The sequence below is a fragment of the Bacillus mexicanus genome, assembly GCF_050445615.1.
GTDB classification, from domain to species: domain Bacteria; phylum Bacillota; class Bacilli; order Bacillales; family Bacillaceae; genus Bacillus; species Bacillus mexicanus.
Genome location: NZ_JBCEYV010000001.1, coordinates 1,409,844 through 1,428,495, shown reverse-complemented (window position 1 = coordinate 1,428,495; position 18,652 = coordinate 1,409,844). Strand labels below are relative to the sequence as shown.

The window sequence follows — 18,652 nt, the reverse complement described above, 5'->3', positions numbered from 1 at the left end:
TGCTGCCAGTTCGGTTTTTTTGATGAAAAGGACTAATGAACTAGTAAAAAATATCCAAACTCTAAAAAATAGTTAGTTGATAATGGATAAAATAGATAAAAACGTTACTTTCTTACCTGTAAGGAAAAGGTAAAATCTGATTATAATAGAAATCGATTACTTTAGATGGGGGAACAGTCGTGAAAAAAGTCTTAATACTATTATTTGCCCTGACGATCGGGCTTGCGCTTTCCGCGTGCAGCCAATCGAGCGATGCGTCAGAAAAAGAAAAACCGAAAGAGAAAAAATCGGAAGAAGAGCTTAAAAAGGAAATCGATAAGGAATTGAAAAAACACGGTGAGCCGAAGATTAAACAAGATGATCAAATACATAAAATAGGAGAAACATTTAAAGCAGGACATACGAATTTTACAGTGAATAAAGTTGATAGCGTGCAAAAAGGTGAATATACGGAATTTGGAGGAGTAGCTCTAGATTCTAAGTCAAAAACAATAAAAGCTGATGAGGAACGGCTCATTATAGAAGTTACGATAGAAAACATAGGGAAAGACTCAATAAGCTACAATTTTATCGGGATAGACTTAAAAGACAAGAATGATCAATCAGTCCGGCCAGTGTTTTCTATAGAAGAGAAGGACAGATTGCTTATGGGAGGAACACTAGCATCAGGGAAAAAGGTTACAGGTGTACTTAGTTATGTCATCCCTAAAGGAGAGCAAAAATATTACACACTGGTATATAATCCGTTTTTAGCTACTGATTTAACAACCACTAAAGTTGAAGAAAGAGTGAAGGACAATATGGATTATTTGGTGAAATTAGATTAGAAATAGATTGACAGTTGCACGTTTTCATCAGTGGGAACGTGCTTTTTTTATAGTGGCAAATAACGTGAAAGGATGAGTGATAAACGTGCAAACCAAATGGCTGGAACGGGCGCTGCGGATTCGGGCAATCGCACAAGCGGGGCTTGCTTTTTCCAAGGATGTGTATGACAGGGAAAGGTACGAAGAATTGATGAGTCTCAGCACAGAGATGATGGCGGATTACTCGCAAACGGAAATGGAAGTCATCACTGATCTTTGGAAACATGAGAAAGGTTATCCGACTCCGAAAGCGGATGTTCGCGGCGCAGTATTCCGAGATGATCAGATTTTGCTTGTCCGGGAGAAGCATGATGAGCTGTGGTCGCTGCCGGGCGGGTTTTGCGAGATTGGTTTATCACCGGCTGAAAACGTAGTCAAGGAAATCAAAGAAGAGTCGGGATACAACACCGAACCGTCCCGCTTGCTGGCTGTGCTAGACAGCCATAAACACCCTCATCCGCCACAGCCTTTTCATTACTATAAAATCTTCATTGAATGCAGCATAACGGGCGGAGAGGGGGAAACAGGAATTGAAACGAATCATACCGCTTTTTTTCCTGAAGATAGGCTCCCGCCGCTTTCCTTAAAACGAAATACACCTTCACAGCTCAGTATGCTGTATAACTTTCTGCGTGATCCAGATAAGGAGACGATATTTGATTAAACAAAGAAAGAGCCAGAAGGCTCTTTCTTTGTTATAGCGCAATATGCTTTTCATTGGCAAGTTTCATAAGGGTCAGAACAGAATCGGCTTGTTTATGGCCGAGTTGCTGCTTTAATTTGTTTTCTTCAACTAATCGGCTGCCGTAAACCTTTACAGTTGCTTTGTCGACGACAGTATGCCAGTTTTCCTGATTTTTTCCTTCAGCAAGCGGTATTTCATGTCTCTCAGAAAAAGAGAACACAAATAGTACAAACGCGAGTGAAAGCAGGATGCCGACAATGTGTTTTTTTACATTAGTCTGTGCTGCCATGTTGTCCTCTCCTTCGCCTTTACCTTCTATTCAATCATAGCAGCAGCTTATTTTACATAATAGAAAAGTCACTATTTACGTTAGTTCTATTAGCTTAAAACGGAGTGTTTTCCACCTGATTTCAAGCGATTTAATGCCAGTTAAGTTTGGATGCGTATGCCTAAAATCCCGTTTTAAGCCAAAGTTGAAGTGCTGAATAGAACAAAATTGAGATATTATGGTAAGATGGACAAAATTCGAGAGGGAATATATGATGCCTGCATCGGACATCATGAGCGCCTGCCTGCTGTAATCAATTTGTCTATATGTGATCGTCCCTCTCTTTTTTGAAAGCGGGAGGTGAAGAAGAACGTCATTTACTGAATTCTTTCAAGGGGAGTGACAATACATGAATGTGTTAAACCGCCGGCAAATTTTGCAGCGAGCGTTGCTCAATGGGAAAAATAAACAGGATGCGTATCATCCATTCCCGTGGTACGAATCGATGAGAAAGGATGCGCCTGTTTCCTTTGATGAAGAAAACGAAGTGTGGAGCGTTTTTCTTTATGATGATGTCAAAAAAGTCATTGGGGATAAAGAGCTGTTTTCCAGTCACATGCCGCAGCAGTCAAGCCCTATCGGGAATTCCATCATTAACATGGACCCGCCAAGGCATACGCAGATCCGTTCTGTAGTAAATAAAGCCTTCATGCCGCGTGTCATGAAGCAATGGGAACCGAGAATTCAAGACATTACAGATGAACTGATTCAAAATATTCAGGGACGAGACGAGTTTGACCTTGTGCGCGACTTTTCATACCCGCTTCCGGTGATCGTGATATCTGAGCTGCTCGGAGTGCCTTCAGAGCATATGGATCAGTTTAAAACATGGTCTGATCTTCTGGTCAGCACACCGAAGGACAAAAGTGAAGAAGCTGAAAAATCTTTTTTAGAAGAACGAAACAAATGCGAGGAAGAACTGGCCGCGTTTTTTGCCGGCATCATCGAGGAGAAACGAAATAAGCCGACAGAGGATATCATTTCCATTCTAGTGAAAGCGGAGGAAACAGGCGAGAAGCTGTCCGGAAAAGAACTGATTCCGTTTTGCACACTGCTATTGGTGGCTGGCAATGAAACCACAACAAACCTGATTTCAAATGCGATGTACAGCATATTGGAAACGCCGGGTGTTTACGAGGAACTGAGGAACCATCCTGAATTGATGCCTCAGGCAGTGGAGGAAGCCCTGCGTTTCAGAGCGCCTGCACCGGTTTTAAGGCGCATTGCCAAGCGGGATACAGAGATCGGGGGGCATCTCATTAAAAAAGATGATATGGTTCTTGCTTTTGTAGCATCTGCCAATCGTGATGAAGCGAAGTTCGATAAGGCCCACCTGTTTGATATTCATCGCCATCCTAATCCGCATATCGCGTTTGGCCACGGCAGCCATTTTTGTCTTGGAGCGCCGCTTGCCCGTCTTGAAGCAAATATCGCGCTAACATCTTTGATTTCTGCTTTCCCTCGTATGAAATACGTCAGTATCACACCGATTGAAAACAGCGTGATATACGGATTAAAGAACTTCCGTGTGAAAATGTAATAGAGAAGGAGACTGGTGATTCATGAAAAAGCATCATATTTCGATAATCAACATCCCGGCGTACGGGCATGTCAATCCTACGCTTGCATTAGTGGAGAAGCTTTGTGAGAAGGGGCATCGTGTCACGTATGCGACGACAGAGGAGTTTGCGCCCAGTATTCAGAAAGCCGGTGGAGAAGCGTTGATCTATCAAACATCCTTGAATCTCGATCCTAAGCAAATCAGGGAGACGATGGAAAAGAATGAGACGACGCTCAACATCTTGAAAGAATCACTCAGCATTCTCCCTCAGCTGGAGGATGTATATCAGGACGATCAGCCTGATTTGATCATCTATGATTTTATCGCGCTGGCGGGAAAATTGTTTGCTGACAAACTTCATGTACCGGCTATCAAGCTCTATTCAACATATGGCCAAAATGAATCCTTTCAGCTTGGCAGTGAAGAGATGCTGAAAAAGATAAGAGAAGCAGAGGCTGAATTTACAGCTTATTTGGAGCAAGAGCAATTGCCGCTTGTTTCATTTGAACAGATGGCTGTGCCGGAAGACTTAAATATTGTCTTTATGCCAAAATCCTTTCAGATTAAGCATGAGACGTTCGACGACCGTTTCTGTTTTGTCGGCCCATCTCTTGGAAAACGGACAGCACAAGAAAGCTTGTCGATTAAAAAGGATGATCGCCCGCTGATGCTGATTTCCTTGGGAACGGCGTTTAACGCGTGGCCGGAATTTTACAAGATGTGCATCGAGGCATTTAGGGATTCTTCGTGGCAAGTGATCATGTCGGTTGGGAAAACGATTGATCCTGAGAGCCTGGGTGATATCCCTGCTCATTTTACCATTCGCCCAAGCGTACCGCAGCTTGAAGTGTTGGCAGAGGCCGATTTATTTATTTCCCATGGCGGGATGAACAGTACGATGGAAGCGATGAATGCGGGTGTGCCGCTTGTTGTCATACCGCAAATGTTTGAGCAGGAGCTCACCGCAAAGAATGTCGAGGAATTGGGGCTTGGCGTTTATTTGCCGAAAGAAGAAGTGACAGTTTCCAGACTCCAGGAAGCGGTGAAGGATGTATCCAGTGACCGAGAAGTGCTAAGCCGCGTCAAGGAGATGCAAAAGGATGTAAAAGAAGCAGGCGGAGCGGAGCGCGCGGCGGCTGCGATTGAAGCATTTATGAAAAAATCCGCTGTCCCGCAATAAATCAAAAAACCGAAATCATTTATTTGATTTCGGTTTTTTAGTTAAATGTTTTTTTTCATCCCGCATCTCCGGCATTCTCTAAGAAATTTTCCGCTTTTTACAGAGCTTTTGAACAGCGTGTAATCACAGTTATCGCAGCGCCCGCTGTGAGCGTCAGGATATGCGTTGAATTCATAAATGATTGATGTATCGTAGCCTTTTGTTTCATATTCTTCTTTTTTTGTTTCCATGATTGAACCCCCGTTAGCAAACGTGTCTGCTGTTTATATTACAGCAAGCTTCCGGCGTATTCAATGGAATTTAGAGGCTTGAGTTTATCTTGATTTCTCCCATAGTTTGCGCCACAATAACTTTATTAAGCTTGTATACATAAAAAAGCCTATGCAAAGAGGAGAGGAAACACGTATGGGAAAAGGATTGCATGGAAAGCGTGTGGTGATCGGGGGCTCCCGAAAAATAGAAGAAATCAGCACCATCATTGAAAAACAGGGCGGAACACCTGTCATCCGGCCTCTCCAAGGAACGGTTTACTTGGCAGAAAAGCAGGTAGAGCCTGACCTGAGAACATTTGTAGAGAAAAAGGCTGACTGGGTCATTTTCACGACAGGCATTGGCACTGAGACTCTTATTGATATGGCAGAGAAAATCGGTCTGAAAAACGAGTTTCTGCAAGCGATTCGTCAGGCAAAAGCAGCATGCAGGGGATATAAAACGCTGGCTGCGCTGAAAAAGCTTGGGATCACACCTGAAGCTTCGGATGAAGACGGGACAACAAGAGGCTTAATCCGTTCCTTGGAACCCCACGACTTTTCAGGTAAAACAGTCATGGTGCAGCTTCATGGAGAAAACGCGCCGGCCCTCATAGCATTTCTTGAGAAAAAGGGCGCGTCTGTCCTGTCGATTTTGCCTTACCAGCATATTCCGCCTGAGGCGGAAACGGTGGAGCGGTTATGCAGGGAGCTGATGAACGGTGAGATCGACGCTGTTTGTTTTACAACGGCCATTCAGGTTCGATCGCTGTTTAATTATGCTAAGAAGAGCGGCTATATCAACGAAGTAAAAGCAGTATTCGAAGAGCGCGCCATTGCTGCGGCTGTCGGAAAAGTGACTGCTGAAGCACTGCGGGAAGAAGGCATCACGAGACTGCTTGCGCCAGAGATTGAACGGATGGGCGCGATGATTGTTGAGCTGTCCAAGTATTATGAAGAAAAGGAATAACTAGACACCAAAAAATCCGCTTTTCAAAGAGAAAGCGGATTTTGTCTATCATCCATTCTTGAACAGTCTCACTCACATGCGAGCTTTTGCGGGTTATCCCTTACCATATCAGTAGCCCAGAAAAATAAAACAGTCGCAATGATGCCTGAGCTGACGGCAACGATAAAGGATTGAACGATTTGTTCTGCTGTCGGGAGACCGTCTGACCACAAGCCGTAAGCCGCAAATAGCAGCCAGAACGGAAGACTTGCCAAGGTCATTCCGAGCACGCGCTGAAATGTATCAAGCCGGCCGCCGTATTCTTTAAGCATTCTCCGGTTCCCTAGCGGATAGGCAAAAGCCGCAATAACAACCGGCAGCACACTGAAGAGCAGCATCTTCCCAGAAAGAGCTTCAGCATGCTGAAGCTATTAATGCCGCTCCGATCAGAATGACGACGGACGTGCCAAGTGAAACAAGGGGAATCTTTTCCCGAACAAGCTGGGGACCGTCTGACATGTCTTTTTTTATATAGAACAAAGGAGACAAGAGCACACCAGCTACAATGGTAATCTGCCAAGTTCCAGCTACAAGCCAACCTGGACCGTATCCAGCCGCAAATGTGATCGGCGCATAAAAAAGCACGAATCCGGCAAAACTCCATTTGATCCAAAATAACGGCTTTTTCCGCATCTCCTGTAAGAGAGGAGCGAATGTCCCTCTCATGATGACAATCAAACATAAAAACGGCACCATAAAAATAAAGCGCAGCGACGAGCTCCAAAGCCAGCTGCCTCCGGACAACTCCATCGCTCTGTTTAAAATAAAAGTTACAGCAAAAAAGAGCGAAGCAATATTCCGACCACAATGGCTTTCATGATATCCCTCATTCTGGCATTATTTTTTCATACTATACTATTCGATAGCAGGCAGATCAATGGAATCGTGAGAAAAACAGCATGTTTTGCGAACTGCTATGTGTGGAAGACAAAAATAGGGAGGTGGTTTTGATGGGAATAGAGACGCAAACGTACTTTTTTCAGGATGACGGAAGGATTCCGAATCACCCTCATTATCCGCTCATTGTATATCAAGACGCACTCAAGGATACCCGCCAGGCAGAGCAGATCATCAATCGGCACGGCTGGTCAAACAGCTGGTCAGGGAGTGTTTTCCCATATCATCATTATCACAGCAATACGCATGAAGTTTTGATTGCAGTGCAGGGAGAAGCTGTCATTCAGTTTGGGGGAGAAAAAGGAGCCGCTATTTCTCTCAAATCCGGCGACGCAGTCGTGATACCAGCAGGAGTTGGTCATAAAAAGATAAGCGCAAGAGACGATTTTACGGTCATTGGCGCCTATCCGGAAGGCGCTCATTATGATGTGAAAAAAGGAGATTCAGATGAACGGGAGGAAGCGGTGAAACAGATCAGGCAGGTGTCATTACCAATGAAAGATCCGATTACAGGAAGAAGAGAGCCTCTATTGGAAATATGGGCAAAAAGAAGGGGGTAATATTGCTGGATTGTCAATAACTAGTGTTGAAGAAATGTTATGACATGGGCTCCATATAAATTAATTTCATAATCGAAGCAATTCGCGTTCAAATTTTGTTCAAAAAGTGTTATCATATAGAAGGTAATCGAATTGGAGTTTTTTGTGTTTGCTATTTTCAGAGAGAGTAAAGGATTTTTGACTTATTCAAAAGTTTATTTTTGAGATAAAAATAATACTGAATATGGCAAGATGAAAAACTGGGTAGTAAACACTTATTTTTGTAAATGATTGTGCATGAATTCACAATCCTTATTCTTATGCTTTCAAGCGTGAGACCAGGGAGAGGCACTACCCTTTCCAAAAAAATCTGCAAACTGCTTATAGTAAAGGAGAATTGGATATGCCAGAAACAATCGATCAAAAAAATGCGTCTGTCAGCCAAAGCCAGCAAGATCTTGTAGATCAGCTGCTAAAGCCAGAAGTTCAAGAGTCACTGACTGTTTTAGTTGACCAACTTCCAAAGCTGACTGAGTTAGTGAATATTTTAACGAAGTCTTATGATTTCGCTCAGTCTGTAGCAACTGACGAAGTGTTAAAAAGCGACACTGTCGGTGCGATCACTGAAATGCTTGAGCCAGTAAAAGAAACAGCGAAAGAAGTAGCTGCAACTGCAATCGAGGCGAAAGATCGTGCGGATGCCAGCAGCGAAACGATTGGTCTTTTCGGCCTGTTGCGCATGCTGAAAGATCCTCAAGCTCAAAAGCTGTTCCGTTTTGCTAACAGCTACCTTGAAGTTATGAACGAACGCGAAAACCAAAAATAATCTTAGATTCAAATTGATATAAAGGACGGAGGATATACGATGTCAAAACATATTGTCATTTTAGGCGCTGGTTATGGCGGAGTTCTTTCTGCTCTAACAGTTCGCAAACACTATACAAAAGAACAAGCACGCGTGACAGTGGTAAACAAATACCCAACTCACCAAATTATTACAGAATTACACCGTCTTGCAGCAGGCAACGTGTCTGAAAAAGCGGTTGCAATGCCATTAGAAAAACTTTTCAAAGACAAAGACATTGATCTTAAAATCGCGGAAGTAGGCTCTTTCTCTGTTGATAAAAAAGAAGTTGCGCTTGCTGACGGTTCTACATTAACTTATGATGCGCTTGTTGTAGGTCTTGGTTCTGTAACAGCATACTTCGGCATCCCAGGCCTTGAAGAAAACAGCATGGTATTGAAATCTGCTGCCGATGCGAACAAAGTCTTCCAACATGTTGAAGATCGTGTGCGCGAGTACTCTCAAACGAAAAATGAAGCTGATGCAACAATCCTTATCGGCGGAGGCGGCTTAACAGGTGTTGAGCTTGTCGGTGAGCTTGCTGACATCATGCCGAACCTTGCGAAAAAATATGGCGTAGACCATAAAGAAATTAAATTGAAACTGGTTGAAGCAGGTCCGAAAATTCTTCCTGTTCTTCCGGATGATCTTATCGAACGCGCGACTGCAAGCCTTGAAAAACGCGGTGTTGAGTTCTTAACAGGCCTTCCTGTTACAAATGTAGATGGAAACGTGATTGATCTGAAAGACGGATCTAAAGTGATTGCCAACACATTTGTTTGGACTGGCGGCGTACAAGGTAACCCATTAGTTGGTGAATCAGGTCTTGAAGTGAACCGCGGGCGTGCGACAGTAAACGACTTCTTGCAATCTACATCTCATGAAGATGTATTCGTTGCCGGAGACAGCGCAGTTTACTTTGGTGCGGACGGCCGTCCATACCCGCCAACTGCACAAATCGCATGGCAAATGGGTGAGCTGATCGGTTACAACCTATTCGCTTACTTAGAAGGCAAAACACTTGAAACATTCAAACCAGTAAACTCTGGTACACTTGCAAGCCTTGGACGCAAAGACGCGGTTGCTATTATTGGTGCTAATTCTACACCGCTTAAAGGTCTTCCTGCTTCCTTGATGAAAGAAGCAAGTAATGTACGATATTTGACACATATTAAAGGACTTTTCAGCCTAGCTTACTAATCCTTTATGAACTCGGACATTGCAGAAAGCATTCCTTATGGGATGCTTTCCGGCAATGTCTTTTTTTATTTTTGAAAGGAATGTTTTCGCTTGAAAAATAAACTGCAATCACTCTATTACAGTTATGCGGAGGACAGCCGATGGGATTGAAGAGCCATACATGCGTCTGATTGATGATTGGGAGAAAGCCGTGTCGATCGCGATCTGCTACTGAACTCACTCAGATTCAGCATTCATCATATGTTAAATGAACAAGGGATTTGATCGTGAATTCAAATGTAAAGGGAACTAGGGATGCTCTGTCGATTCTTTTGAATACCATCCATGAAGAAGGCTATCCTCCGAGAGGATAGCCTTCTTCATTAAATCAATTTTAAGCCGCTGATCAAAATGATAGACGCCATAATAAATTGCAGCGGACGCGGAGAGAATCGAGGGGAGAGATGGCTTCCAATCAGCACGCCGGGAATTGAACCGAGCAGCAGGTTGGCTGCCAGCATGTAATCTACGCTTCCAAAACTTGCGTTCATAATACCTGCTGCGGTAACAAGAAGAAAGGCATGTGCGATATCAGTTCCGACAATCTGTGACGCTTTCATGTTAAATAAATAAATCATGGCAATGGCAAATAATGACCCGGAACCAATTGATGTTAATCCGACAATAAATCCAAACACGATCCCAATGAGAATCGTCAGCGTCCGCTTATTTTCAAGCGGCATCAGCTGCCAGCGGTTCGGGCGAAGTTTTCGATCCAAAAACAAACGAACGATGATTGAAATGGCGACTAGTGTTAACACATAGCCAAGAGCATGCTTAATAATATCTTCCTGGTGCTGATGAAAGGCGGGGAACAAATGCAGTATGCCAATGGCTAGCGAAGCACTCGGAATACTGCCGATGGCTAAGTATTTTACTAGCTTGAAGTTAATCGTTTTCTGCCGCCAATGCGAGGCAACGCCAAACAGCTTTGTGATCGAGTTATATACTAGATCCGTACCGACGGCGATGGAAGGATTAATTCCAAGCACAATTAAAAGAGGAGTCAATAAGGCCGCTCCGCCCACTCCCGTCAATCCGACTAAGGCTCCGACAAACAAACCCATCAATATGATGCTTACACTCATGATAAAGGCCTCCTGAAAACCCGACTATTTTTATCAGATTGTATATAATTAGGTAGTGATTTTGTGCGTTATCTGCTTGAAATGTTGGTTTGCTCATATCTGTATTCAATTGCCCTATAATAAGTGTCTAGACAAGATTGGGAAGTGAGCCGGAGGCACAAAAAAAGATACCCTAAACAGGTATCTTTTTTCACGTTTTTCTTACATGCGCTGCTGATAGAAAGGAAGCTCTGTATGACCCATTTCCCGTACATACACAAACAAATTGCCTTTATGGTGAATTTCATGCTCCATTGCAAGCTGAAGAAGGGAGCTGCCTGTGACTTTTCTGCCGAAAACTGCTGTCAGATCAATTTCTCTGTCTAACTGCTCTTCAGTCAGCTGTTCAAGAATAGCGGTTGTTTTTTCTGTGTACATTTTTGCCAGCTTATTGAGGTCTGTTTCTGTATCTTCCTGTTTGTTTTGAAATGGTGAAGCATTGCCTTCTTTAATGACAGTTGCGAACAAGTGGAAAGACGTCAGAATGTGTTTGACAAGCTCTTCCGCTGACATTGACGTTTCAGCCGGTTTGTAGCTGTACTGGTCTTTACTGATTTTTTCAGCCAACTCATTGGTCACGTTTCGGTGAGATAAGAAATGACTGACAATTTGATTGGGTTGGTTCAATATGATCTCCTCCATATGTAAAAATAATGGTGCAATGAAATCCTATATCAACGGATATCAATTCACAAGTAATATGCTGTGGGATGAAACTAAATATGATGTCAATCGTATATATAACGTTAACAAAATATGAAATGGAGTACAAACATGACAAACATACCTTTCATTTATCAGCATGAAGAAAAAGAAACGGAAAGAGCTGCTGCAGGATACGGTTCTTTCGGTTATCTGATCACACGGATTGAAAAGACGCTATATGATCAGTACGGTGTTTTTTATGAGCTCTATGCCAGTGATGACCCGAATACTGAATACTGGGAGCTTCTTGAAGAAGATGTCCGCAGCGGTTCAATAGAGTCTGAGCATGTGGCTTATATATTTGAAAAGCTTGAAAAGAAAACATTTGCTTACGATGAAGATGAAAAAGAGCCGGATTATACCGTCCATAAATCGATAAGAAACAGTGTATATGCATATCCAGAAAAGGGCGTTGCTTTTGCCAGAATTCCATATTTTCAAGATGGGAGTATTATAAGTTTCGATTGTCTGTTTGCAGTGAATGATGAAAAGATGCGTGCATTCCTAGAGGAAGTCAGACCGCGTCTCTGGGAACAAAGCAAGCAGAAAGTGACCGTTTTTACGGATGAAGATGGAGGGATGTCAAGAGAGCAGGAAGCCATTGTCAAAGAGGTTCAACGGAGTCAGGTGATCATGGAGCCTCAATTGAAAAAAGAGATATACAGATCAATTGATCAGTTTTTTCATAGTGATAAATCGTTTTATCAAATGTATGATATTCCTTACAAGCGCGGTATTCTATTATATGGACCGCCCGGAAACGGAAAGACGACATTAGTGAAATCAATCGCAGGCAGTATCGATGCACCTGTTGCCTATTGGCAAATTACTGAATTTACGTCAAGCGAGACAATAGAAGAAGTGTTTCAGGCGGCGAGACGTCTTGCTCCTGCCGTTCTGGTCATCGAGGATATAGATTCGATGCCGGAAGATGTGCGATCCTATTTTCTCAATACACTAGACGGCGCAACATCAAAAGAGGGGCTGTTTCTCATCGGTACGACAAACTATCCCGAAAAGATCGATCCAGGTTTGATGAATCGTGCAGGACGGTTTGACCGTGCTTATGAAATCGGGCTTCCGGATGAAGAATTGCGGCTGGAATATATGAAAATGAGAGGCTTCGACATCTTTATGAGTGAAGGAGAAATAAAAAAAACTGCAAAGCTTACAGATGGTTTTTCCTTTGCACAGCTGGGAGAATTATATGTATCTTCAGCCCTTCAATGGCACCAAGAAGGAAACCTTCAGATTGAAACCATGGTGAACGACATGACAGGAGAGCATAGGAAAAGCCGGCAGGGAAGCTGGATGGAAAGAAACAAAGTTGGTTTTCACTAAAAGAAAGCACGGGTTTTGAAAAACCTGTGCTTTTTTGTTGCGGTTAGCCGAAATTTGACAATTGCGGTCTTTTTGCGTTCTTCTTTTTCTTGAAAATATGATAAAATATGACATATAACAGGTAAGTCAAAAAGGGGGGATTAATTGAAGATGAAGCAGACGATTCCATCCTCATTTGTCGGGCTTAAAATTAATGAATGGTATACCCATATCCGGCAGTTCCACGTTGCTGAAGCCGAACGGGTCAAGCTCGAAGTAGAAAGAGAAATTGAGGATATGGAAGAAGACCAAGATTTGCTGCTGTATTATTCTTTAATGGAGTTCAGACATCGAGTCATGCTGGATTACATTAAGCCTTTTGGAGAGGATACGTCGCACCTTGAGTTTTCAGAATTATTAGAAGACATTGAGGGGAATCAGTACAAGCTAACAGGGCTTCTCGATTATTATTTTCATTTTTTTCGAGGCATGTATGAATTTAAGCAGAAAATGTTTGTTAGTGCCATGATGTATTATAAACGGGCAGAAAAGAATCTCGCCCTCGTTTCGGATGATATTGAGAAAGCCGAATTTGCTTTTAAAATGGCTGAGATTTTTTACAATTTAAAACAAACCTATGTTTCGATGAGCTACGCCGTTCAGGCAGTAGAAACCTACCAAATGTATGAAACATACACCGTCCGCAGAATCCAATGTGAATTCGTTATTGCAGGAAATTATGATGACATGCAGTATCCAGAAAGAGCATTGCCCCACTTAGAACTGGCTTTAGATCTTGCAAAGAAAGAAGGCAATCCCCGCCTGATCAGTTCAGCCTTGTATAATCTCGGAAACTGCTATGAGAAAATGGGTGAACTGCAAAAGGCAGCCGAATACTTTGAGAAATCTGTTTCTATTTGCAAGTCGGAAAAGTTCGATAATCTTCCGCATTCTATCTACTCTTTAACTCAGGTTCTGTATAAACAAAAAAATGATGCCGAAGCGCAAAAAAAGTATCGTGAAGGATTGGAAATCTCCCGTCAATACGGTGATGAATTATTTATGAAGCTTTTTCGATTTTTACATGCGTTGTACGGGGAAAATATTGACACAGAATCAGTCTCACATACCTTTCAATTTCTTGAAGAACATATGCTGTATCCTTATATTGAAGAGCTGGCACATGATGCTGCCCAATTCTATATAGAAAACGGACAGCCTGAAAAAGCCATTTCATTTTATGAGAAAATGGTGCACGCACAAAAACAAATCCAGAGAGGAGATTGTTTATATGAAATCTAAATGGATATCAGGTTTGTTGCTCATTATGGTCGGGTTTAGCTTTACTCAGGTGATGGTCCATGCAGGAGAAACAACAGATACAGAGGGGAAAACATTTCATATTGCGGCACGAAATCAAACATGATCATAACAAAAAAAGGCCCTCAGGGGTCTTTTTTATGTCAGCTTCCATTCTTTGATGGTCAGCTCGGAAGATCCGTTAGCCACAAGCGGATCTGTATATCCGATTTCCCCCGCTTCCTCCAGCGAACCTGCTTCGATAACATAGGCTCCGCCTGTGGCGTCGCTGAATGGCCCAAATATTTTTAAGCACTTTTCAACTTGTAAGCGGTCCAAAATGCTCCTGATTGATTTGTTGTATTCTCGTTGTCAGCATTAAGTATGTATTTTTTGAATACTATTTTAACACTATTATCCATATAGCGGTGACGAAAGATACGCATTTTTCGTCCTACGAATGCCACCTATTGATGAAAAAGAAAAAGGAGAGATGATAGGTGAGCATTCAAGTAAAGAAAAATTTGGTTTCAGAAGCAAAATACGCGCTGAAGTGCCCCAATATGATGTCAGCTGAATACATTACCATTCATAACACGGCAAATGATGCGTCAGCGGCTAATGAAATCAGCTATATGGTTGGGAACACCAACTCGACAAGCTTTCATTTTGCAGTGGATGATCAAGAGGTGATTCAAGGTCTGCCGCTAAATCGAAATGCCTGGCACACGGGTGATGGCACAAACGGTCCAGGAAACCGCAAATCAATTGGTGTTGAGATTTGCTACAGCAAATCGGGAGGTCAAAAATATGAAAAGGCCGAAGCCTTGGCGATTTCTTTCGTGGCTCAGCTGCTGAAAGAGCGCGGCTGGGGAATAGACCGGGTGAGAAAGCATCAGGACTGGAGCGGAAAGTACTGCCCGCACCGTATTTTATCAGAAGGGCGCTGGGATCAAGTAAAGGCGGCAATTGAAAAGGAACTAAATGGAAGCGCGTCAGCAAAAAAGGTATCAGTTCCTTCTTCGGTTTCTGAATACCATGTGAAAAAAGGCGATACACTGTCAGGGATTGCCGCATCACACGGAGTCAGTATGAAAACACTGCAAAGCATCAATCATATCACTGACCCGAATCATATCGTAGTCGGTCAGGTGATCAAACTGCCGCAGACGGCATCTGCTTCTAAAAGCCATGCCGCATCCTCATATCCGCTCCCATCCGGAGTGATTAAAGTGACAAGTCCTCTGACGAAAGGGACAAACGTAAAACAAGTGCAGACCGCTTTAGCAGCTCTTTATTTTTATCCTGATAAAGGTGCGAAAAATCATGGGGTTGACGGCATGTATGGCCCGAAAACTGCAAATGCCGTGAAACGATTTCAGTCTGTCAATGGATTAACGGCAGATGGGATTTACGGTCCGAAAACGAAAGCGAAAATAGCGGAAAAGCTATAATCAAAAAACGGAAGCTGCCAAGCTTCCGTTTTTTCTTCTTACATACAAACTGCGGCAAGCACCTTTTGAATATCATAAATGCTTTCATCTTTTTTAAACTGCTTTGAGACAGCTGGAAGTTCCGCACCCGAGATCCAAATTTTCAGCTCTGAATCAAGGTCAAAGCGGCCGGCAGTCTCCACGCTGAATCTAGAAATGCTTTTGTACGGAATGGATTGAAATTCTGTTTTCTTGCCGGTGATTCCCTGCTTATCTACAAGAATAAGCCGCTTGTCAGTAAAGACAATTAAGTCACGAACCAGCTTAAATGCGGCCTCGACACTCTCATCATTCAGTAAAATAGGAGCCAGCTCTTTTTTTACCGCATCTGTTGACAATGTTGACGCATTTCCAATTAATCCATCAATAAATCCCATTCTATCTCTCCTCATTCGTATTTTATTACATCATACAATAAAAAAGGTTTTCATTCATAGAGGAGTAGAGTAAACTGGTGCTGATTGAAAAAGGAGAGCGTTTAACATGAAAGATATATATGACAGCTTTGCAGCCCTTTCTGCTTCTGAGTCGGAGTACCGGATTATATATGAGGAGAAAAACGGAAGTGAGCTTATTGTTCTCGGTCCCCACGGCGGAAGAATAGAGCCTGGCGTCAGTGAACTGGTGCGGGCATTTTCGGATCAATGTTCCATTTATTTGTTTGAAGGTGTGAAGCAGCGAAACAACCGTTCTTTACACCTGACAAGCACACGTTTTGACGAGCCGCTGGCTTTAGAAAAAGTGAATGCCCATCATTGTGCATTGGCATTTCACGGATATCATGATCCGAATACCCCGCACACATTGGTTGGAGGCGCGAATCGGAAAAAAGCAAGGCTCATTTGTGAGCGGCTGAATGAAGCGGGCTTCAGCGCTGAGCTCACGAGTGAAAAAGACGGGCTGGCAGGTATTCATCCGAAAAACATTGTCAATCGGACGAAAAGGGAAATGGGACTGCAATTAGAAGTCAGCACGGCACAGCGAAAGGAATTGTTCTGTAATTTTGGCTGCTGTGATGAATGCTACACACGAAGCGGTCTGTTCTATCGATATGTGGAGGCTGTTAAGCTTGGCTTTTATGAATAAATGAAGCGGACCTGCACGATTGGCCCATTCCTTCATACGCTGAGGCTGTGCGAAAGTGTAGGGAGGAATGAAGATGTTTTACCATATTAAAGAGCTTCAATATCAAGCAAAGCCAGCACATCCCGATCCGGTATATGCGAAAAAGCTTCAAGAAGTGCTGGGCGGCCAATACGGTGAGATCAGCGTCATGATGCAATATTTGTTTCAAGGTTTTAACTGCCGTGCAGATGCGAAATATAAAGATTTGCTTTATGATATCGGGACAGAAGAGATCGGGCATGTGGAAATGCTTGCCACGATGATCTCGAGACTTTTGGACAACGCACCGGCTGATGTGCAGGAAAATGCTTATAAAAGTGACCCGGCTGTTGCAGCTGTGTTGTCTGGGATGAATCCGCAGCATGCTATTGTCGCCGGTTTAGGTGCAATGGCAGCTGATAGTGAAGGATATCCATGGAATGCGAAATACATTATTTCTAGCGGTAATTTGCTGGCGGATTTTCGCGCAAACTTAAATGCGGAATCGCAAGGGCGCCTTCAGGTGACAAGGCTTTATGCCATGACTGATGATCCTGGGGTGAGAGATATGCTGTCATTTTTGATTGCGAGGGATACGTATCATCAAAATATGTGGTATGCGGCCATAAAAGAGCTGGAAGAAAGGGAACGGGATATAGTCGTTCCGACGACGTTCCCGCGAGAGCTTGAAAAGCAGGAAGTGTCCTATGATCTGTTTAACTTTTCCAGAGGGGATGAGAGCTCACAAGGAAGATGGGCTCATGGCGAAGCCTTTGACGGACGGGGCGAGTTCAGGTATATCCCATCTCCGATTGCGTTCGCATCTGCACCTCATCTCAAACCGGCGCCAATGTGGCTGCAGAATACCATCCCTCCAATGTCAAAATGCTAGTTTTTCTGCCGTGCTGAAGACATTTGTCTTCAGCACGTTTTCGATCAGTTGTATTTGCCAGTATGATATAACGCTTTTTCTTCAGCAACCTGTAAGTGCTGCTGATCGCCTTCTTCGTACACATGCGGCCGTTTGTGTGATAATAAGTAAGAAAGCCGCTTCTGAAATTGAATACCTGCTTTACGCCGTTCAAACATTTCAAGCCTTTTTTCCGCAAATTCCTTTGTTACCCGGAACACCGTTGCGATTGTAGCGAGCGCCTGGCTCCTCCATTGCGGCAGTTCCATTTGCAACAGCATAAAGGTTGGCACACAGAAGTGGTACATAAATTGATTCGCCTGAAATTCCTGCAATTCTCTGAATAGCTTGCTCATCTGAAAATGATTGCCTGCATGTTTTAACACGTGGCACAGTTCATGCCCAAAATCCTCCCATTGTTCTTCCCGTGATTTTCTCTGATTCAATACGATACTGTACATGCCGTCGTATTTGACCATCATGCTCCCCGTATCCTCAAAATGAACCCAAATATCGAGATCCTTTGCGATTTTCAGCATGTCAATGTGATGAGGGGAAGTAATACCCAGCCGGCTGTATACATTTTTTACGTATTCCTCCAGATGTGATAAGTAATTGCCCAATTGAACACTCCTTTTCGAACGTATGTTCCGTTTTTAGCGAGAAAGAAAAGCCCTTATAGGACTGGAAAATATGTTGAAATCTTTCCCTTTTCTAAAAGAAATAAACAGCTTTTTCTTTATATCGGTCTATTTCTTATATGTTTTAGAGAACAGGGAAAGAATTATTTATTTTTCGGTTTGCGGTTTTTCTCTTTTTCTTTTAAATAGTTGATAAATTCGATAGCTTGCTGTTTGCTTTCTGGGGAAAAATCCTGCATATCCCGGTATGCGAGCTGCAGGTCTGGATCTGAGAATGTATCATCGTCGGAATTTTTGTCTTTCCCTGTTAGCAAGTAATCAGTCGTTACTTGAAAGTAATCAGCCAGCTTTTGCAGTGTGTCATAATCAGGTTCGCTTCGCCCGTTTTCATAGTGGGAATATCGTGCCCGTGACACACCGATATGTGATGCGATTTCTTCCTGTGTCCTTTTCCCTCTGAGACTCTTCAATCTGGCGCCTATCATGCTATGACCTCTCTTTTTTAAACTCCCTAAGTTACTTATGATTATAGATACAATCTGTATCAAAATAAAGATATGATAAAAAAAGTATCAAAAATAACTTGATGATACGGAATGTATCGTTTATACTTGGTAACAGTTGATACAAAACGTATCGAAAACAGATTAGGGAGAG

21 protein-coding genes and 2 pseudogenes are annotated in these 18,652 nt (G+C 42.9%); 14 read left to right on the top strand and 9 right to left on the bottom strand.

The window, feature by feature from the left end; all coding sequences use genetic code 11:
- Positions 1 to 179: 179 nt before the first annotated feature.
- Together AAGG74_RS07610 and AAGG74_RS07605 are read left to right on the top strand one after the other, a co-directional pair.
- Positions 180 to 827, top strand: coding sequence for a DUF4352 domain-containing protein (locus AAGG74_RS07610; protein WP_429674974.1), 648 nt, complete (start codon positions 180 to 182; stop codon positions 825 to 827).
- Positions 828 to 903: 76 nt separating this feature from the next.
- A complete protein-coding gene (locus AAGG74_RS07605) occupies positions 904 to 1,530 on the top strand; it encodes an NUDIX hydrolase (RefSeq protein WP_162101236.1) in 627 nt (208 codons plus the stop codon).
- A gap of 31 nt (positions 1,531 to 1,561) precedes the next feature.
- On the opposite strand, the gene AAGG74_RS07600 is transcribed toward AAGG74_RS07605, so the two are convergent.
- The gene (locus AAGG74_RS07600; RefSeq protein ID WP_162101237.1) at positions 1,562 to 1,840 is read right to left on the bottom strand and encodes a hypothetical protein; all 279 of its coding nucleotides are present in this window, start codon (positions 1,838 to 1,840) and stop codon (positions 1,562 to 1,564) included.
- A gap of 388 nt (positions 1,841 to 2,228) precedes the next feature.
- Between AAGG74_RS07600 and yjiB the strand changes: the two genes are divergently transcribed.
- Together yjiB and AAGG74_RS07590 are read left to right on the top strand one after the other, a co-directional pair.
- Complete coding sequence (gene yjiB / locus AAGG74_RS07595; RefSeq protein ID WP_429674973.1) at positions 2,229 to 3,419, top strand: monooxygenase YjiB; 1,191 nt, start codon at positions 2,229 to 2,231, stop codon at positions 3,417 to 3,419.
- A gap of 22 nt (positions 3,420 to 3,441) precedes the next feature.
- Complete coding sequence (locus AAGG74_RS07590; protein ID WP_429674972.1) at positions 3,442 to 4,620, top strand: macrolide family glycosyltransferase; 1,179 nt, start codon at positions 3,442 to 3,444, stop codon at positions 4,618 to 4,620.
- Between the two features lie 41 nt (positions 4,621 to 4,661).
- Here AAGG74_RS07590 and AAGG74_RS07585 read toward each other — a convergent pair whose 3' ends face one another.
- The gene (locus AAGG74_RS07585; protein ID WP_162101240.1) at positions 4,662 to 4,850 is read right to left on the bottom strand and encodes a DUF8096 family protein; all 189 of its coding nucleotides are present in this window, start codon (positions 4,848 to 4,850) and stop codon (positions 4,662 to 4,664) included.
- Between the two features lie 175 nt (positions 4,851 to 5,025).
- On the opposite strand from AAGG74_RS07585, the gene AAGG74_RS07580 reads away from it, so the two are divergent.
- Positions 5,026 to 5,838 carry a uroporphyrinogen-III synthase gene (locus AAGG74_RS07580; protein WP_429674971.1) on the top strand — a complete coding sequence of 271 codons (813 nt, stop codon included), beginning with the start codon at positions 5,026 to 5,028 and terminating at the stop codon, positions 5,836 to 5,838.
- A gap of 77 nt (positions 5,839 to 5,915) precedes the next feature.
- Here AAGG74_RS07580 and AAGG74_RS07575 read toward each other — a convergent pair.
- Positions 5,916 to 6,695 (bottom strand): annotated as a pseudogene (locus AAGG74_RS07575) (DMT family transporter); the annotation flags it as partial.
- A 132-nt stretch (positions 6,696 to 6,827) separates the two neighbouring features.
- Here AAGG74_RS07575 and AAGG74_RS07570 point away from each other — a divergent pair.
- From AAGG74_RS07570 to AAGG74_RS07560, 3 genes are all read left to right on the top strand, one after another.
- Positions 6,828 to 7,334: a cupin domain-containing protein gene (locus AAGG74_RS07570; RefSeq protein ID WP_429674969.1), complete on the top strand. Its 507-nt coding sequence runs from the start codon at positions 6,828 to 6,830 to the stop codon at positions 7,332 to 7,334.
- Between the two features lie 382 nt (positions 7,335 to 7,716).
- The gene (locus tag AAGG74_RS07565) at positions 7,717 to 8,139 is read left to right on the top strand and encodes a helical membrane plugin domain-containing protein (RefSeq protein WP_429674968.1); all 423 of its coding nucleotides are present in this window, start codon (positions 7,717 to 7,719) and stop codon (positions 8,137 to 8,139) included.
- 39 nt (positions 8,140 to 8,178) lie between these two features.
- Positions 8,179 to 9,357, top strand: coding sequence for an NAD(P)/FAD-dependent oxidoreductase (locus AAGG74_RS07560; protein ID WP_162101244.1), 1,179 nt, complete (start codon positions 8,179 to 8,181; stop codon positions 9,355 to 9,357).
- 362 nt (positions 9,358 to 9,719) lie between these two features.
- Here the strand turns inward: AAGG74_RS07560 and AAGG74_RS07555 are convergent, their stop codons facing one another.
- Entirely contained in the window at positions 9,720 to 10,484 is a 765-nt protein-coding gene (locus tag AAGG74_RS07555; RefSeq protein WP_162101245.1) for a sulfite exporter TauE/SafE family protein, read from the bottom strand.
- Between the two features lie 201 nt (positions 10,485 to 10,685).
- Positions 10,686 to 11,150 (bottom strand): DinB family protein, encoded by a 465-nt coding sequence (locus tag AAGG74_RS07550; RefSeq protein WP_162101246.1) that lies wholly within the window; start codon positions 11,148 to 11,150, stop codon positions 10,686 to 10,688.
- Positions 11,151 to 11,297: 147 nt separating this feature from the next.
- On the opposite strand from AAGG74_RS07550, the gene AAGG74_RS07545 reads away from it, so the two are divergent.
- From AAGG74_RS07545 to AAGG74_RS07535, 3 genes are all read left to right on the top strand, one after another.
- The gene (locus tag AAGG74_RS07545) at positions 11,298 to 12,569 is read left to right on the top strand and encodes an ATP-binding protein (protein WP_429674966.1); all 1,272 of its coding nucleotides are present in this window, start codon (positions 11,298 to 11,300) and stop codon (positions 12,567 to 12,569) included.
- 144 nt (positions 12,570 to 12,713) lie between these two features.
- Positions 12,714 to 13,850, top strand: coding sequence for a response regulator aspartate phosphatase RapA (rapA, locus tag AAGG74_RS07540; protein WP_429674965.1), 1,137 nt, complete (start codon positions 12,714 to 12,716; stop codon positions 13,848 to 13,850).
- The gene (locus AAGG74_RS07535) at positions 13,840 to 13,974 is read left to right on the top strand and encodes a PhrA family phosphatase inhibitor (protein ID WP_429674963.1); all 135 of its coding nucleotides are present in this window, start codon (positions 13,840 to 13,842) and stop codon (positions 13,972 to 13,974) included. The genes rapA and AAGG74_RS07535 overlap by 11 nt, the downstream gene beginning before the upstream one ends.
- A 32-nt stretch (positions 13,975 to 14,006) precedes the next feature.
- On the opposite strand, the pseudogene AAGG74_RS07530 reads toward AAGG74_RS07535, so the two are convergent.
- Positions 14,007 to 14,226, bottom strand: a pseudogene (locus AAGG74_RS07530) (YciI family protein).
- Between the two features lie 121 nt (positions 14,227 to 14,347).
- Here AAGG74_RS07530 and AAGG74_RS07525 point away from each other — a divergent pair.
- Positions 14,348 to 15,301 carry an N-acetylmuramoyl-L-alanine amidase gene (locus tag AAGG74_RS07525; protein WP_429674962.1) on the top strand — a complete coding sequence of 318 codons (954 nt, stop codon included), beginning with the start codon at positions 14,348 to 14,350 and terminating at the stop codon, positions 15,299 to 15,301.
- A gap of 38 nt (positions 15,302 to 15,339) precedes the next feature.
- On the opposite strand, the gene AAGG74_RS07520 is transcribed toward AAGG74_RS07525, so the two are convergent.
- Positions 15,340 to 15,717, bottom strand: coding sequence for a PH domain-containing protein (locus AAGG74_RS07520; protein ID WP_162101252.1), 378 nt, complete (start codon positions 15,715 to 15,717; stop codon positions 15,340 to 15,342).
- Positions 15,718 to 15,823: 106 nt separating this feature from the next.
- Between AAGG74_RS07520 and AAGG74_RS07515 the strand changes: the two genes are divergently transcribed.
- Together AAGG74_RS07515 and AAGG74_RS07510 are read left to right on the top strand one after the other, a co-directional pair.
- Positions 15,824 to 16,426 (top strand): poly-gamma-glutamate hydrolase family protein, encoded by a 603-nt coding sequence (locus tag AAGG74_RS07515; RefSeq protein WP_162101253.1) that lies wholly within the window; start codon positions 15,824 to 15,826, stop codon positions 16,424 to 16,426.
- A gap of 73 nt (positions 16,427 to 16,499) precedes the next feature.
- Positions 16,500 to 17,336, top strand: coding sequence for a manganese catalase (locus AAGG74_RS07510; protein ID WP_429674961.1), 837 nt, complete (start codon positions 16,500 to 16,502; stop codon positions 17,334 to 17,336).
- A 44-nt stretch (positions 17,337 to 17,380) separates the two neighbouring features.
- Here the strand turns inward: AAGG74_RS07510 and AAGG74_RS07505 are convergent, their stop codons facing one another.
- The gene (locus tag AAGG74_RS07505; RefSeq protein ID WP_429674959.1) at positions 17,381 to 17,977 is read right to left on the bottom strand and encodes an ImmA/IrrE family metallo-endopeptidase; all 597 of its coding nucleotides are present in this window, start codon (positions 17,975 to 17,977) and stop codon (positions 17,381 to 17,383) included.
- 161 nt (positions 17,978 to 18,138) lie between these two features.
- Positions 18,139 to 18,480, bottom strand: a complete 342-nt coding sequence (xre, locus tag AAGG74_RS07500) for an HTH-type transcriptional regulator Xre (protein ID WP_429674958.1) — start codon at positions 18,478 to 18,480, stop codon at positions 18,139 to 18,141.
- Between the last annotated feature and the right edge of the window lie 172 nt (positions 18,481 to 18,652).

What these genes read in the sequence shown, in the direction of transcription:
- yjiB (WP_429674973.1), top strand. Translation starts at nt 2,229, where the DNA reads ATGAATGTGTTAAACCGCCGGCAAATTTTGCAGCGAGCGTTGCTCAAT.
- AAGG74_RS07545 (WP_429674966.1), top strand. Translation starts at nt 11,298, where the DNA reads ATGACAAACATACCTTTCATTTATCAGCATGAAGAAAAAGAAACGGAA.
- AAGG74_RS07535 (WP_429674963.1), top strand. Translation starts at nt 13,840, where the DNA reads ATGAAATCTAAATGGATATCAGGTTTGTTGCTCATTATGGTCGGGTTT.
- AAGG74_RS07600 (WP_162101237.1), bottom strand. Translation starts at nt 1,840, where the DNA reads ATGGCAGCACAGACTAATGTAAAAAAACACATTGTCGGCATCCTGCTT.
- AAGG74_RS07590 (WP_429674972.1), top strand. Translation starts at nt 3,442, where the DNA reads ATGAAAAAGCATCATATTTCGATAATCAACATCCCGGCGTACGGGCAT.
- AAGG74_RS07580 (WP_429674971.1), top strand. Translation starts at nt 5,026, where the DNA reads ATGGGAAAAGGATTGCATGGAAAGCGTGTGGTGATCGGGGGCTCCCGA.
- AAGG74_RS07510 (WP_429674961.1), top strand. Translation starts at nt 16,500, where the DNA reads ATGTTTTACCATATTAAAGAGCTTCAATATCAAGCAAAGCCAGCACAT.
- AAGG74_RS07585 (WP_162101240.1), bottom strand. Translation starts at nt 4,850, where the DNA reads ATGGAAACAAAAAAAGAAGAATATGAAACAAAAGGCTACGATACATCA.
- AAGG74_RS07565 (WP_429674968.1), top strand. Translation starts at nt 7,717, where the DNA reads ATGCCAGAAACAATCGATCAAAAAAATGCGTCTGTCAGCCAAAGCCAG.
- AAGG74_RS07570 (WP_429674969.1), top strand. Translation starts at nt 6,828, where the DNA reads ATGGGAATAGAGACGCAAACGTACTTTTTTCAGGATGACGGAAGGATT.
- AAGG74_RS07555 (WP_162101245.1), bottom strand. Translation starts at nt 10,484, where the DNA reads ATGAGTGTAAGCATCATATTGATGGGTTTGTTTGTCGGAGCCTTAGTC.
- AAGG74_RS07560 (WP_162101244.1), top strand. Translation starts at nt 8,179, where the DNA reads ATGTCAAAACATATTGTCATTTTAGGCGCTGGTTATGGCGGAGTTCTT.
- AAGG74_RS07520 (WP_162101252.1), bottom strand. Translation starts at nt 15,717, where the DNA reads ATGGGATTTATTGATGGATTAATTGGAAATGCGTCAACATTGTCAACA.
- AAGG74_RS07515 (WP_162101253.1), top strand. Translation starts at nt 15,824, where the DNA reads ATGAAAGATATATATGACAGCTTTGCAGCCCTTTCTGCTTCTGAGTCG.
- xre (WP_429674958.1), bottom strand. Translation starts at nt 18,480, where the DNA reads ATGATAGGCGCCAGATTGAAGAGTCTCAGAGGGAAAAGGACACAGGAA.